We start from the raw sequence: 13,955 nt of genomic DNA, 5'->3' as shown, positions 1-13,955 counted from the left end.
TATATTTTAACTCTAAACAACATCGATATAGCTCTCTTAAGAATGGAATATTAGGTACTTTAGGTGAAACATTAATTCCAGAAATTGCATCAGTCAAAATTTTAGCAAAAACTTTTTTTTGTGTATTAGATATTATGTGTTTTGAGTCAAATATATTGTCAACTAATGGATATGTAACACCAAAGTAATACCCCAACTTTAATGTCCGTAAGAGTATTTTACTAGATTCTATTTTACTCAATCCATCTGGTAAAGCATAATAGCTGTAAATTAATATTCCCATCATTAAACGCAGTAATTTTGATAAACCATTAGCTTTCAATGATTCCCAGGGCAAGACTAAAAGTGTCTGCTTAATATTTGATTTTAAGAAATCGATCGCTTCTGCATAATCAGATTTGGTGAGTAATGAATTTTTGTTAATACCTGAAGAGTGAAGTAAATCTTTATAGGAAGATACTAAAATAAGTTTCTTATCTTCTAGAAAATTTTCAAGCAAATTGTTTTGGTCTAGGAATAATGACAATTCTTCTAATTCACTTTCATTTTTCTTGCCTAAATTTTTAACAAAAGGTTTTAAAACATTATTGAGTCGTATGTCTTGTTCTGTACCAAAATGCTGAAGAGAACCAAAATCTCTTAAATGTCTATATAATCTAGCAGACTTTTCATTTTTTATAAAATTGCTTATTAGAGAGTGAACAGTTCCAGAAGTGTTTTGTCTTTGTTCTAAATCTTTGATTATATCTCTAAGACCTAAAAATATAGAATCATAGTCTATATCACTGTTTGATTTCCACTTTTTGAAATCATTCCAATGTTGCATAGCTAATGATTCAGCATCTTGAAACGATGAAATAGCAGACTCGTCCATTTTGAGAAACATAAAACAAAATTAAACATAACAATAAAGCAAAAATTCAATCTTACTCTAATCAATTTAAGCTTTTCTGTATCTAGTTTTATAGAAATTATCTAACTCATAAAATTAGTTTTTAAACCGAACAATATTTCACTTTTTTACAAAAGGGTAGTCATATAGAATTCGTGATTTTTGGGTAGTGGTGCATTGTATTACTATGCACCACTACCGATTTTTGTAGTTTTGTTTTTGACAGTGAAAGGGATTTACTTATAAATATCAATATGACTACATCTACAGGACTACCTAAAAAAGAATCAATGAAAATGGTTGTGATTATCGAAGCATATTAAGGGAGTAAAATTAGAATTATGCTTGTTAATTAAACTACCTCCAGCATTAAGTATATAATAAGCTTCTTTGCACTCAACAGAACGTTGCTTGATTAATGAACTAGCTTTAACTGCTCCATATTTTATAACTACTTTCTTAATATAATCAGAGCAAGAGCATTGACCATGGAGTAGTTTGTGAGAACATTTTCCATGTTTATGAGTATCAAAAAATATCTTATATATATCAATAGTTAGAAGTGTTGTCACAGTTGCCAGTATATCAGCGATTGTAATGACAAACTTAGGAACACTTTTAGAAGCATCTTGAATATCAAATAAAATGTTTAGTCCGGCACTTGCTACTTTACTAAAAGTATAGGTTTTTCGTTTCATAATAAGAGAGTTGGTAAATTTATACTACATAGTAAATTGTATCTGATAAATTTTAGATGTGCCACAGAAAAATGCAACATGGCTGTAGAAGTAAAATTTATTGAAAACAAATACTACTAATATACCCTGTTCACTTTTCCCCCTTGTCTACCAGAGTTAATTTATTGTCACGCTTAGAAAAGTTCTATCCTTTAAAATCTAGTACATCTTGCTAGAATTAGTTAACCAAAAATATAGGGTTGTAAATATTCCCTAAGAATAAAGAATTAGCCCTGCCCTTGTCTACTTTGTCTTACCTATGCCTCTATTATAAAAAACCTACCCCTGTAAACTACTCCCTATTCCTTAAAAACGGCAGAAAGTTTAAACTTCCTGCCGTCTTACCATTAAATATTCACTTCTTTTCCCTGAAGAAATTAAATCCTATTCAGCAACTTGAGGTACCAACTCTCGTTTTTCACCCTTAGAAACAGTAATCTGACCATCTTCACCAACATCAACCACAGCAGTATCACCTTCATTGATTTTGCCGGCCAGAATTTCCTCAGCCAAACTATCCTCAAGCAAACGCATAATTGCCCGACGCAAAGGACGCGCACCATAACTAGGATTATAACCTTCCTCAACTAACCGCTCCTGGAAGCGATCGGTAATTTCTAACTTAATACCTTTCTCTGTCAACCTACTAAAGACTTCTTTGAGCAGAATAACAGAAATTTCTTTCACCTCATCCTTAGTCAACTGACGGAACACAATAATCTCATCCAGACGGTTGAGGAACTCCGGACGGAAATACTGCTTCAACTCCTCATTAACCAAATTGCGAATCCGGTTATACTGAGCATCAGCCTCATTTTCCGAGAACTCAAAACCAAGACCACCGCCTCCTTTCTCGATGACCTTAGAACCAATATTAGAAGTCATAATAATCAAGGTATTCTTAAAGTCAACAGTCCGACCCTTCGCATCAGTCAAACGACCATCTTCCAAAATTTGGAGTAACATATTAAATACGTCAGGGTGTGCCTTTTCAATTTCATCAAATAGCACCACAGTATAAGGACGACGACGAACTGCCTCAGTTAACTGACCACCCTCGTTATAACCCACATAACCAGGAGGAGAACCAATCAACTTAGAAACAGTATGACGCTCCATATATTCCGACATATCCAACCGGATCATCGCCTCCTCAGAACCAAAGAAATATGCAGCTAAAGCTTTAGTCAATTCTGTCTTACCAACCCCAGTCGGTCCAGAGAAAACAAAACTAGCAATAGGTCGGTTAGGATTTTTCAATCCCACTCTTGCCCGACGAATAGCACGAGACACTGCCTTGACAGCTTCCTCTTGACCAATCAAACGTTGGTGCAGAGTATCTTCCATGTGCAGCAACTTCTCAGATTCAGATTCAGTTAACTTATTCACTGGAACACCAGTCCAACTTGCCACAATATGAGCAATATCCTCCTCAGTCACCATTGGAGAATCATCATCAGTAGTAGAGTCGAGCTTTTTAGTTTGAGCAAGAGAACGAATTTCCGATTTAATTTCCATTTCCCTGTCGCGCAACTCTCCCGCCTTATCAAAATCCTGAGAACGTACTGCCTCATCCTTCTCCTTCAGAAGCTGACGTAGCTCTTTATCTAATTCCTTAGCTGCGGGAGGCAATTGAGAATTAATCAACCGGACGCGAGAACCAGCTTCATCTATCAAGTCAATAGCTTTATCTGGTAAATAGCGATCGCTAATATAACGGTCTGATAACTTAGCAGCAGCTTCCAAAGCAGTATCCAAAATTTTCAACTTATGGTGCTGCTCGTAACGTTCCCTCAAACCATAAAGTATCTCAATAGTTTCATCAACAGAAGGTTCACCCACCATAACTGGTTGAAAACGACGTTCCAGAGCTGCATCCCGTTCAATATGTTTCCGATACTCATCCAGAGTAGTCGCCCCTATGCACTGTAACTCCCCACGAGCCAAAGCAGGCTTCAAAATATTTGCCGCATCAATTGCCCCTTCAGCAGCACCAGCTCCTATCAGAGTATGAACCTCATCAATAACCAGGATTACATTACCCGCAGAGCGAATTTCATCCATAATTTTCTTCAGACGTTCCTCAAACTCACCCCGGTATTTAGTACCAGCAACCAACAGACCAATATCCAGAGTTACCACCCGCTTTTCTTCCAGAATATCCGGTATATCATTATTAGCAATGCGCTGTGCCAGACCCTCAGCGATCGCCGTCTTTCCTACACCTGGTTCCCCAATCAAAACTGGATTATTCTTAGTTCTCCGACCAAGAATCTGAATTACCCTTTCAATTTCTGTTTGCCTTCCCACCACAGGGTCCAACTTACCTTCAGATGCCATTTGAGTCAGATTTGAACCAAACTCATCAAGAGTAGGAGTTTTGGTTCGTCCACCGCCACCACCAGCAGTGACTTCTGCCGTTTCACCCAACATTCTAATCACTTGAGTCCGGACTTTAGAGAGGTCTACCCCTAAATTTTCCAGAACTCTAGCAGCTACTCCTTCACCTTCTCGAATTAAACCCAAAAGTAGATGCTCAGTCCCAATATAGTTATGCCCTAATTGCCGTGCTTCCTCCAAAGATAATTCTAAAACCCTTTTAGCTCTAGGAGTAAATGGGATTTCTACCGCCACAAATCCCGAACCACGACCAATTATTTTTTCTACTTCAATCCGAGCATCCTTGAGATTAACACCCATAGATTTCAGAACCTTGGCCGCTACCCCTGTACCCTCTCCAATGAGACCCAGGAGGATTTGTTCTGTCCCCACAAAGTTATGTCCCAAGCGACGAGCCTCTTCTTGGGCCAACATTATAACTTTGATTGCTTTTTCCGTGAAGCGTTCAAACATAATTTATTCCTATCTCTATAATTGCCCTTAAGCTTATTCTAGCGTGACATTTCTACTAAAGCTGTTTCTCACTTCTAGCTCTTTAGACCGGAGATACTTGTCAAAATGTAAATTTATTTTGCTATAGTAATCTTTCGAGTCCTACAATCAAGTTTTAAGTGGATAACATTTTCTACCAAACTACTCAAAAACAAAATAGTCTTAATTACTTTATTTAGAGTTCGTATATAGAAAGTTTAGCTTAATAAACCAAGAATTCAGGTAGGGAAATCTCCTATCTGACTTTTTCCTCAGTTGCTTTCTTCTATCTACCATTAATGGTATTGAAAGTTACTTTTTATTAGCCAACAATGTAATTTTAGTTTTTAAAGTATAGCTCAGGTTTTGATCGTATATGATGGTTAAACTATCTATTTATTTTAAGAAAATATAAAGTTTTCTCATTCAACATCATTCATTTCAGCGAAGCAAATATTTTTTTTAGTCAAATAACAGTCTTCTACGTAGTTGTATAGAAAATATGCAACATGGGTAATAGTTTCAAATTTTTAACCAAAAAATACTGTAACCCTCTTAGTCTACATTTTTGTACCAAAATTATCGATCGCCCTATAACAGCTATTTTTATTCTCCTGTTTTCGGCTTTTGATGAGGAGCAAAAGGATTAACAACTTTAAGAAAATTCTTCGGAGGAGAAACAACAGCCTGAGAAGATGGTGCAGGTTGAGTGGGGCGAGCATTACCCATGCCTAAATCTCCTTTCTCTAATATTCCTACTACCAGAGAGCCAATATAATCAGCACTGGTGTAAGCCATCTCAATACATTGACTGATATTTTCCAGACCTTTGTCGTCAATAATACCGTTACTGGTAGCTTTGTAAAACTGCACGGTAATACGGATGGGATAGCGATCGTCCCGTTCTAGTTTGTAACCTCCCAACTCTGTATGTTCGCCTTCATCCTCCCCATGTCCAATGACAGCATCTTCCATATCGCACCAGTCTGTTGCTCTTGTTCTCTTACTATCCAAGTAAGCAGTTCCACCAACAGAAAAGGAACATGCCACAACAGAATATTCTATTTCCTTATGTTTGAGTGGCACTTGAACAATCATTACCATATTCACATCTTGAGCTATCCCTACTTGGTCGCGAGCTGCTTCGAGGGAAATACCTTGTCGAGTTGCCAAGTCGGTTGCTAAATTTTCTTTATAGTCCCTCAAACGCTCTCCAGTCAAGCAAGCTTTCTGGCCATTATTGTTGAAATAAATATTTTGTCCCCATTCTGCTACATCTTGCTCATTGTCAATAACTATGGCACTGCTGCCTTCGGTAGAAATCAAAATAGCTAGAACGGCAGGGTTTCCTGGTTCTGATTGATAATTAAATAATACTGGATTAAAACTACATTTACCTTGACTGGGAATAGGCAAAAAACAAGCTTGAGCGCTTACCAAGACATGGGTATCTTTCTCTGTTAGTAGAGATTGACTTTCTGGATTAAATTTAGTAGGATAGCTGATATACTCCTGTAAATTAGTCAGGTATTCCTCCAAACTTACAACTTCTAATTCTTTTCCTTGTTCATTCCCCACTTTAATTTTGACAAGCTCTAGAGGAACATCACCTGTTCTATCTGTCAAGTTTGGATAGCGAATAACAGGTAAGAGTTCTCTACGACCTGGTTCTTCTGGATGGCGAACTTAAAGAGTCATATCGCTGATATTAGGTCCCCAAACTGAACCAGGCGTTCGAGCAGTGTCTTCCCACATAACATTTACAACATTCAATCCCAGTTTTTTGACACGAGAGAATAGTTCTCTATCGTCAGTCATATTCACTACCCGATTCATTGCAATATTAAATGAGTCATTAACTGTCATAAAAAGTATCCAAAAAATACTATACTATTTTAGGGAATACTAACCCATCCCCCAATTATTTATTATATTTATCTCCAAGTTGGTTGAAGACCCGCGCTCTCCGGTAGGGGAGCGTCTCATGGGAAAACCAATCAATAAGAGCGGTTTCACATAAAATAATGTTAAACTCAGCAAAAGCTTTCGTTGACATCCTCCCCGGCCTAAAGGCACCGGGATTCCTACCGAGCCTTAGCTCTTCGGTGGGTTGACGCCTCACAGGTTGCTGCTACCTTGACGCTAGTCTTACGCTTGCCTCCACGTCCGTTTTTTGTCTCGGGCTGCCCGCCCGCGACTAATATATTTATTGCTGCATTCTCGTCTCTGTCGTGTTTTGTACCACAGTTGAGACATTCCCATTCTCGCACTGATAGGTCTAGTTTACCACCTTGAAAACCACAACTAGAGCAGGTTTGAGATGTTGCTTCCCACCTGCTTATTACTCGAAAATCGCGACCGTATTTTTCAGCTTTTCCTTCTAATAGCGTTCGGAATTGTCTCCAGCCTAAATCAGAAATTGCTCTGGATAGTTTGCGGTTTTTGACCATATCTGAAACGTTTCCTTCGGAATGCTTCGCAAACAAGTCTTCTAAAACAATTGTTTGGTTTTCACGAATTATTTCAGTAGATAATTTATGTAGAAAATCTGTCCTAGTATCCTTTAATTTGGCATGGAACTTAGCAACTCTCAGTCTAGCTTTTTCATATCGTTTCGACCCTAAGGTTTTGTTAGATAAGAACTTACTTAACTTTCGTTAGCGAAGCTCCTCTGAAAGAGGCTATTTCTTGATTCGTTTTTTGAGTGGCTTAGGAGCATCAACCTTTGTACCATGTACGGACGTTGCATGCAACGTCACTACTGTAGCAAAAGTTTTAATTCCTAAATCTATACCTACTGAATTTTCATTTTCAGGTAAAGTTTCTGGTTGTATTTCTACTACAAAACTTAAGAAATATCTATGAGCTGAATCTTTGATTACTGTTACTGATGATGGAGAAGCAGGTAATTCTCTCGACCACGCAATTTTCAGTTTTCCTATTTTGGCGTTGCTAGGAACTTTATGTTGACCAATTTTCAACCCTCATGCATGTAAACTTAGCAGTCTGTCTTGATTTCCTTTTTTTGAATCGTGGAGGTTTTATAGGTTTACCTTTTCTCTTGCCTTTGGTTGATTGAAAAAAGTTTTGATAAGCCTGGTTTAAATCATTTAAAGATTGCTGTAATGGAATAGCAGAAACCTCTGATAACCATTCTCTGTCTTCAGTCTTTTTAGCTTGAGTAATAAACTGTTTTTGAAGTTCAGCATTAGTGGGCTTCTTTTCTTCTGATTTATACTTTTGTTGGCAGCAAGCTAGACTATCGTTCCAGACAACGCGGACACAACCAAATAGCTTGGCTAATCGGTATTTTTTTCCAGGCGTTGGATAGATACGGTACTTAAATCTCGCTTTCATAACCTGAATTTTCAACTAAGAACATAATAACATATTTATTGAAATAAAATTAACTAAAAAGTCCCCCTTTTAGGGGGAGGCTTTAAACCCAATTTTTCGGTAAACAGTAAATGGTTGAAAAAGCTTATAAATTTAGGTTTTACCCTACTCCAGAACAGGAAAATCTCCTGCGGAGGAGTTTGGGTTGTGTACGTCTTAATCTAGAACAAAGCTTTAGCTGCTAGAACTCAAGCTTGGCACGAAAGACACGAACTGGTAGGATATGCCCAAACCTCAGCTATGCTTACCAACTGGAAAAAGCAGGAAGATTTAGATTTTCTACAAGAAGTAAGCAGTGTACCATTGCAGCAGGGCTTAAGACATTTACAAACGGCTTTTACCAACTTTTTTAGTGGAAGTGCCAAATATCCTAACTTCAAGAAAAAACGTAATGGTGGTAGTGCCGAGTTTACGCTCATCAGCATTCAAGTGGAAAGATGGCCAAGTATATCTGGCCAAATGTGCAGAACCACTACCTATAAGATGGAGTAGACAACTACCAGCAGATTGTATACCTAGTACAATCACTGTCAAACTTGAGCCTTCTGGTAGATGGTCTGTGTCTCTGAGAATTAATGACCCTAGGGATTTAAGACTCAACGGGACTAAGAAACAAGTGGGAATTGACTTGGGTATCACCAGTTTAATAACTACAAGTGATGGAGAAAAAGTAGCGAATCCTAAGAACCTCAAAAAATTACACAAAAAATTGAGGCTAGCTCAGAAATCTCGCTTATTGAAAAACCAAAGGAACTAATAACTACCAAAAAGCCAGACTAAAACTAGCTAGAATACACGCTAATATTAAAGACTCAAGACTTGAGATGACCCACAAACTAACTACTCAACTAATCAGAGAAAACCAAACGATAGTAGTTGAGAATTTGGCAGTAAAAAACATGGTGAAAAACCACAAAGCACGCAAGAGCAATAAGTTATGCCAACTGGGGAGAAATAGTCAGGCAATTAGAGTACAAGGGTGAGTGGTACCCAAGACAATTGATAAAAATTGACAGATATTTTCCGAGTTCGCGCGCGTTGCTCTAATTGTGGTCATGTAGTAGAAAAATTACCTTTAAAGATTAGAGAGTGGGATTGTCCAGAGTGTGGTAGTCACCATGACCGTGATATGAACGCTGCAATAAATATTTTGCCGATGGTAACCCGCGGGGTGTGTAAGACGCAAGCGGTCAGACCCCGCGCCGCCGACAGCTCGCTTGCGGAATGCGCACTCCTGTGAGGGAATGCTGACCAAGAGAGGGAACGCCCACGCTCGAAGGCTGGGGACTTGCAGTGTCAGCGCCAGTCGCTCATGGGGGAGACTCCCTTTGGCGACGCTGTCTTGTCTGTGGAGCGCGCCTTTAGACCCGTTGGCGAAGCCTGTGCGAAGCACATAGGGAGTAAGTCCCAGAAGGCAGGTGCTATGAGGCAGAAAGGCCCTAACAGCAATGCTAGGGAATCCCGCGCTGTCTCGCGTATAGCAGCGTCGGGAGGATGTCAATAACCATCAATACGAGCAACAACCTGTCTATGCCATTCAGACAAAGTTTGCTCAAATTCTGAGTCATCCAGATGACCACGCCAAAGAATTAGAGCATCTTCCCCAGTTTGCTGATAATATCCTCGACGACGACCTACATCTTGAAATCCAAATTTATGATATAAAGACAATGCAGAAGTATTTGAAGTTGCAACTTCTAAGGTAGCTCGCTCTAAACCTCTTTCCCAAGCAGATCTCATTAAAGTGTATAGTAGTAGTTGACCAAAACCAAAACGTTGGTATTGAGGATGAATTCCTAAAATAGTAATGTGTGCTTCCTCTAAGATAGCCCACAAACAACCTATGCCGATTATAGACTGATTATAAGTAAGCTGTGATTGAAAGTTAGAGTATTTAAAGACAACTTCCTTATTTCTATCTTCAGTATTTTGGCTAATCACTAAAATCAGCAGATCGCTATTAGGACTTTCTAACTCTCGCTGATAACCTTGAGCATTCCAGAGTCCACCAAAGCAAAGTAAGTCCAATTCAACCACACTAGAAATATGCTCATGCCTCATTTTTTGAATTGTAATAATGGCCATAACTATGACACTCTAAATTTTAGATAAAAAATCAATCAAAAATTGACAAAATACAATAACTTCTATTTATTAGATTTAGCTGAATAGTCGATAAGCCTCACATCATAGTTTTCAATCAATTTAGTATGAGATGAATCGACCGTAAATGAATGGATTCAATGTCCCATTCATTTACAAAAACTACTTTTGGCCTCAATAGTAAAAATTTATGTTATTCTAACAACAATAAAGTTAGTTTTTCCATGATGCGGACTGCTTATCAGTACAAGCTAAAGCCCAATCAAGAACAAGTTGCCACCATAGAATTGTAGCTAGATATGCTGGATGGGAAGAGTTCCTATATATTCTGGGTGTCAAAGCTTCCTTACCGTTAGGTCATCCGCAGGACTTAAATGCTAGAGTTGTGAATCCCCAACACACTAGCCAAGATTGTTCAAATTGTGCCGAAAAAATCAAGAAACAACTATATAGACAGAATTCATTCTTACCCGCATTGCGGCATAGTAATAGACCGGGATGTGAATAGGGCAATAAATATCAAAAATAGGGCGACAGGGCATTCCGTCCTTAAAGCTCGCCCTTGTCCAACGGGATACCGGGACGAGGAAACGAGAAGCCCACGCCATACTGTAAAGTAGACGTGGGAGTATATAAAATATATCACTAAAGTATAACTCCGTAAAGCACTCATGGTATCAACCCAATCTGTAATAACCACCAACTCTGGACTTCAGTATTTGCCAAAATTAACAGACTCAGTCCAAGAAAGTTCACCCAATCAAGAACTTTTACCACTCACTGCTAAAGTTAACAATTCAGACCATTTAGAAATCGGAGGCTGGGATGTACCAGCATTAGTCGAGAAATTTGGCTCACCTCTGTATATTGTAGACGAATACACTATCCGAACAGCTTGTCGTCAATATCGAGATGCACTTAAACAGTATTATCCTGGAGAATCTTTGGTACTTTATGCTTCCAAAGCATGGAGTAGTCTGGCAATATGTGCCTTATGTGGTTCTGAAGGTTTAGGTATAGATGTTGTATCTGGAGGAGAATTATATACAGCTATCCAAGCAGGTGTTAAACCTGACAAAATATACTTTCATGGCAATAACAAATCTCTGGCAGAATTAACTTTTGCCATCGAAACAGATTGTATAATTGTTGTTGATAACTGGCTAGAATTAGAAACATTAGCAGCTTTAAAGAACGAACAAAAAGAGCAGCTACAGAATCCGACCAAAGTAATGGTAAGATTTACACCTGGTATTGAATGTCATACCCACGAATACATTCGTACAGGTCATCTAGATAGCAAATTTGGATTTGACCCAAATCAACTAAATGATGTCTTTGCCTTCATAAGTAAAGAAGAATTACTATCATTTATTGGTATTCACGCTCATATAGGTTCCCAGATTTTTGAAGTTCAACCCCACCAAGATTTAGCAGATGTAATGGTAGATGGAATAACAACTGCTATGGCACATAATTTGCCAATCAAAGAAATTAATATCGGTGGTGGTTTAGGAATCCGTTATACTGAAGCAGATGACCCCCCTAGTATTGAAACTTGGGTTCAGAAGGTTAGTACAGCAATGGTAGATGCTTGTCAAGCAAGACAGCTACCATTACCTAAACTATTGTGTGAACCAGGACGCTCAATAATTGGACCTGCCTGTGTGACAGCTTATACTTTAGGGTCTCAAAAACAAATTCCAGACATTAGAACCTATATATCTGTAGATGGGGGAATGTCAGATAATCCTCGCCCAATAACTTATCAATCAGTCTATCGAGCAGTTGTAGCTAACAGATTATCTCAAGCAACTACAGAAACAGTTACTATTGCTGGTAAACATTGTGAGTCTGGTGACATTCTCATCAAGAACGCTACCTTACCAGTAACTCAAGCAGGAGATTGTTTAGTAGTTATGGCTACAGGTGCTTATAACTACAGTATGGCTTCTAACTATAATCGTTTGCCAAGACCAGCAGCAGTTTTGGTAGGCAATAAGGAAGTTAATGTAATTTTACAAAGGGAAACTTATCAGGATTTGCTCAGTAAAGATACTTTACCAGAGCGAATAGCTATTAATGATAATAGTATTTGATTGGTAACAGAAAGCTAAAAGAATAGCAACTAATATGTTACCAATATAAAAGAGACCAAATTAAAAGTTGACACTAGATTAATAATTAAAGTTCAATGAAATCGGGTCTTAGTAATGACCCAGGCTTGATACAGTCCTTATTAATACATAGTATTGATATAGGACTGGTTCTAGCCCTGATATATATGGTGCTGGTCATCATAGGGGAACGTCGTACATTATGGATGGTAAGAGGCTTTATAGTCTTAATGTTGGCTTCGGCTTTAAGTCATTGGGCCGGATTAAGACTATTAAGTTTTGCCCTCAACAGCCTAGTGATTGGTTCTGCTGTCTCAATGGCAGTGATATTACAATCCGAATTCCGTAGGTTTCTCGAACAGTTGGGACAGGGAGAAATTCTCCAAATGTTTGGACACGATCGCCGAGTTCTACCTGAATCAGATAATATGATTGATGTAATAGTAGAAGCGATTAAACAACTGTCCCAAAATCGTATAGGTGCTTTGTTAATTATAGAAACAAATGGACCTATTGATGAAAGAGATTTTTCTGTACCTGGTGTAAAGTTAAATGCTGAACTTTCTAAGGAGCTATTACAAACTATATTTCAGCCAAAAACTTTATTACATGATGGAGCAGTTCTAATTAGAGAACGCAAGATTATGTCGGCTGGTGTGATTCTACCATTGTCTGAGAGAATAGCTTCCAGGCAATTAGGGACTCGTCATAGAGCGGCAATGGGAATTACAGAACAAGTGGAAAAATGCCTTTGTATAGTAGTATCTGAAGAAACAGGTTCTATTTCCCTGGCCGAAAAAGGAACTTTGAATCGGCCTTTAACAGGTAATAAACTAAAGGAGTTATTAGAGGAACGTCTATTTCTATCAGGTAGTGAAAAAAGTACAAATTCAATCCCTATACTTAGTCTTGGACGTCAAATAGGATCAAAAGGAACGAAATTAATTTCATGGGTACTTCGTCAAAGTCCATCAGCTACTGGAAAGAAAAGATGAATCAAGGAACTTGTTTACAAGATTTACCTGTTGATTTGAAACCAGAAAGGTTGCCTCATCATGTAGCTGTGATTATGGATGGCAATGGTCGTTGGGCAAAAGATCGTGGTTTACCTCGCATTATGGGTCATAGGCGTGGAGTAGAGGCGCTGAAGGATCTGCTACGATGCTGTAGAGACTGGGGTATAGAAGCCTTAACTGCTTATGCTTTTTCTAGTGAAAACTGGGGCAGACCTCAAGAGGAAGTTAATTTTTTAATGACTTTGTTCGAAAGAGTTCTGCGTCAAGAGCTACGAGAGATGATGGCAGAAGATGTTCAAATTAGATTTGCTGGTAATTTAAATTCTTTGCCTCTATCTTTACAAGCTGAGATTAAACACTCAATGGAAATGACGAGGCAAAATCAGGGGATTAAATTTACTGTAGCTACTAATTATGGAGGACGTCAGGAAATTATACAAGCTTGTCAAGCGATCGCCACTCAAGTACAAAAAGGTCTGCTCAAACCTGAAGAAATTAATGAAGCAATTTTTGAGAAATATCTTTATACTGCGGGTATTTCTCATCCAGATTTATTAATTCGTACCAGTGGGGAAATGCGAATTAGTAATTTTTTACTGTGGCAAATTGCTTATTCAGAAATTTATGTTACTGAGACATTTTGGCCTGACTTTAACCGTCCTGAATTTCATCGTGCTTTATACGCTTATCAGCAACGTGAACGCAGATTTGGAAAAATCTGATTGGTTCAAGTTCAACTAAGGTCCCGAAAAGATTACTGCTTCAAGATCCTGTCGAGTCAAGGAATATTTAAAAGATCGTTGAATGTCAGTACCATCAACAA

17 protein-coding genes and 1 pseudogene are annotated in these 13,955 nt (G+C 38.3%); 9 read left to right on the top strand and 9 right to left on the bottom strand.

The annotated features are described in order from the left end of the window. The 7 genes and pseudogenes from F6K22_RS12285 to F6K22_RS41960 form a co-directional block, all read right to left on the bottom strand. Positions 1-874, bottom strand: an 874-nt coding sequence (locus F6K22_RS12285; protein WP_293097715.1) for a hypothetical protein, incomplete at its 3' end; no start/stop codon positions are given. 305 nt (positions 875-1,179) lie between these two features. Next, entirely contained in the window at positions 1,180-1,590 is a 411-nt protein-coding gene (yidD, locus tag F6K22_RS12280) for a membrane protein insertion efficiency factor YidD (RefSeq protein WP_293097713.1), read from the bottom strand. Between the two features lie 423 nt (positions 1,591-2,013). Next, on the bottom strand, positions 2,014-4,482 hold the full coding sequence (locus F6K22_RS12275; RefSeq protein ID WP_293097710.1) for an ATP-dependent Clp protease ATP-binding subunit: 2,469 nt from the start codon (positions 4,480-4,482) through the stop codon (positions 2,014-2,016). A gap of 624 nt (positions 4,483-5,106) precedes the next feature. Continuing rightward, positions 5,107-6,126 (bottom strand): hypothetical protein, encoded by a 1,020-nt coding sequence (locus tag F6K22_RS12270; protein WP_293097707.1) that lies wholly within the window; start codon positions 6,124-6,126, stop codon positions 5,107-5,109. Between the two features lie 60 nt (positions 6,127-6,186). Further along, complete coding sequence (locus F6K22_RS12265; protein ID WP_293097705.1) at positions 6,187-6,366, bottom strand: hypothetical protein; 180 nt, start codon at positions 6,364-6,366, stop codon at positions 6,187-6,189. 218 nt (positions 6,367-6,584) lie between these two features. Further along, a pseudogene (locus tag F6K22_RS12260) lies at positions 6,585-7,481 on the bottom strand (RNA-guided endonuclease InsQ/TnpB family protein). Beyond that, positions 7,462-7,857: a helix-turn-helix domain-containing protein gene (locus F6K22_RS41960; RefSeq protein WP_363273405.1), complete on the bottom strand. Its 396-nt coding sequence runs from the start codon at positions 7,855-7,857 to the stop codon at positions 7,462-7,464. The pseudogene F6K22_RS12260 and the gene F6K22_RS41960 overlap by 20 nt, the downstream one beginning before the upstream one ends. Before the next feature lie 110 nt (positions 7,858-7,967). Between F6K22_RS41960 and F6K22_RS43485 the strand changes: the two genes are divergently transcribed. From F6K22_RS43485 to F6K22_RS43465, 5 genes are all read left to right on the top strand, one after another. Beyond that, a complete protein-coding gene (locus F6K22_RS43485; protein ID WP_483244128.1) occupies positions 7,968-8,081 on the top strand; it encodes a helix-turn-helix domain-containing protein in 114 nt (37 codons plus the stop codon). Between the two features lie 206 nt (positions 8,082-8,287). Continuing rightward, the gene (locus F6K22_RS43480; protein WP_483244127.1) at positions 8,288-8,653 is read left to right on the top strand and encodes a transposase; all 366 of its coding nucleotides are present in this window, start codon (positions 8,288-8,290) and stop codon (positions 8,651-8,653) included. A 34-nt stretch (positions 8,654-8,687) separates the two neighbouring features. Beyond that, on the top strand, positions 8,688-8,879 hold the full coding sequence (locus tag F6K22_RS43475; RefSeq protein ID WP_483244130.1) for a transposase: 192 nt from the start codon (positions 8,688-8,690) through the stop codon (positions 8,877-8,879). Beyond that, on the top strand, positions 8,827-8,943 hold the full coding sequence (locus tag F6K22_RS43470; protein WP_483244129.1) for a zinc ribbon domain-containing protein: 117 nt from the start codon (positions 8,827-8,829) through the stop codon (positions 8,941-8,943). The genes F6K22_RS43475 and F6K22_RS43470 overlap by 53 nt, the downstream gene beginning before the upstream one ends. After that, positions 8,906-9,136, top strand: coding sequence for a zinc ribbon domain-containing protein (locus F6K22_RS43465; RefSeq protein WP_483244126.1), 231 nt, complete (start codon positions 8,906-8,908; stop codon positions 9,134-9,136). The genes F6K22_RS43470 and F6K22_RS43465 overlap by 38 nt, the downstream gene beginning before the upstream one ends. A 257-nt stretch (positions 9,137-9,393) precedes the next feature. On the opposite strand, the gene rimI is transcribed toward F6K22_RS43465, so the two are convergent. Then, positions 9,394-9,981, bottom strand: a complete 588-nt coding sequence (gene rimI / locus F6K22_RS12250; protein WP_293097665.1) for a ribosomal protein S18-alanine N-acetyltransferase — start codon at positions 9,979-9,981, stop codon at positions 9,394-9,396. A gap of 158 nt (positions 9,982-10,139) precedes the next feature. On the opposite strand from rimI, the gene F6K22_RS12245 reads away from it, so the two are divergent. The 4 genes from F6K22_RS12245 to F6K22_RS12230 all read left to right on the top strand — a co-directional run bounded on the left by F6K22_RS12245 (position 10,140) and on the right by F6K22_RS12230 (position 13,854). Next, the gene (locus F6K22_RS12245; protein WP_293097662.1) at positions 10,140-10,292 is read left to right on the top strand and encodes a hypothetical protein; all 153 of its coding nucleotides are present in this window, start codon (positions 10,140-10,142) and stop codon (positions 10,290-10,292) included. Positions 10,293-10,670: 378 nt separating this feature from the next. After that, the gene (gene lysA, locus F6K22_RS12240) at positions 10,671-12,098 is read left to right on the top strand and encodes a diaminopimelate decarboxylase (RefSeq protein ID WP_293097659.1); all 1,428 of its coding nucleotides are present in this window, start codon (positions 10,671-10,673) and stop codon (positions 12,096-12,098) included. Between the two features lie 95 nt (positions 12,099-12,193). Then, on the top strand, positions 12,194-13,111 hold the full coding sequence (cdaA, locus tag F6K22_RS12235) for a diadenylate cyclase CdaA (RefSeq protein WP_293097655.1): 918 nt from the start codon (positions 12,194-12,196) through the stop codon (positions 13,109-13,111). Beyond that, positions 13,108-13,854, top strand: a complete 747-nt coding sequence (locus tag F6K22_RS12230; protein WP_293097652.1) for an undecaprenyl pyrophosphate synthase — start codon at positions 13,108-13,110, stop codon at positions 13,852-13,854. Before cdaA ends, F6K22_RS12230 begins: the two co-directional genes overlap by 4 nt. 15 nt (positions 13,855-13,869) lie before the next feature. Here F6K22_RS12230 and F6K22_RS12225 read toward each other — a convergent pair whose 3' ends face one another. Then, positions 13,870-13,938, bottom strand: a complete 69-nt coding sequence (locus F6K22_RS12225; protein ID WP_293097718.1) for a DUF3143 domain-containing protein — start codon at positions 13,936-13,938, stop codon at positions 13,870-13,872. Positions 13,939-13,955 lie beyond the last annotated feature (17 nt).

Origin of the sequence: Okeania sp. SIO2F4, from assembly GCF_010672385.1 — a bacterium.
Lineage (GTDB): Bacteria > Cyanobacteriota > Cyanobacteriia > Cyanobacteriales > Microcoleaceae > Trichodesmium.
The sequence above is the reverse complement of the archived record's forward strand: the minus strand, read 5'-3'. Positions and strand labels throughout refer to the sequence as shown.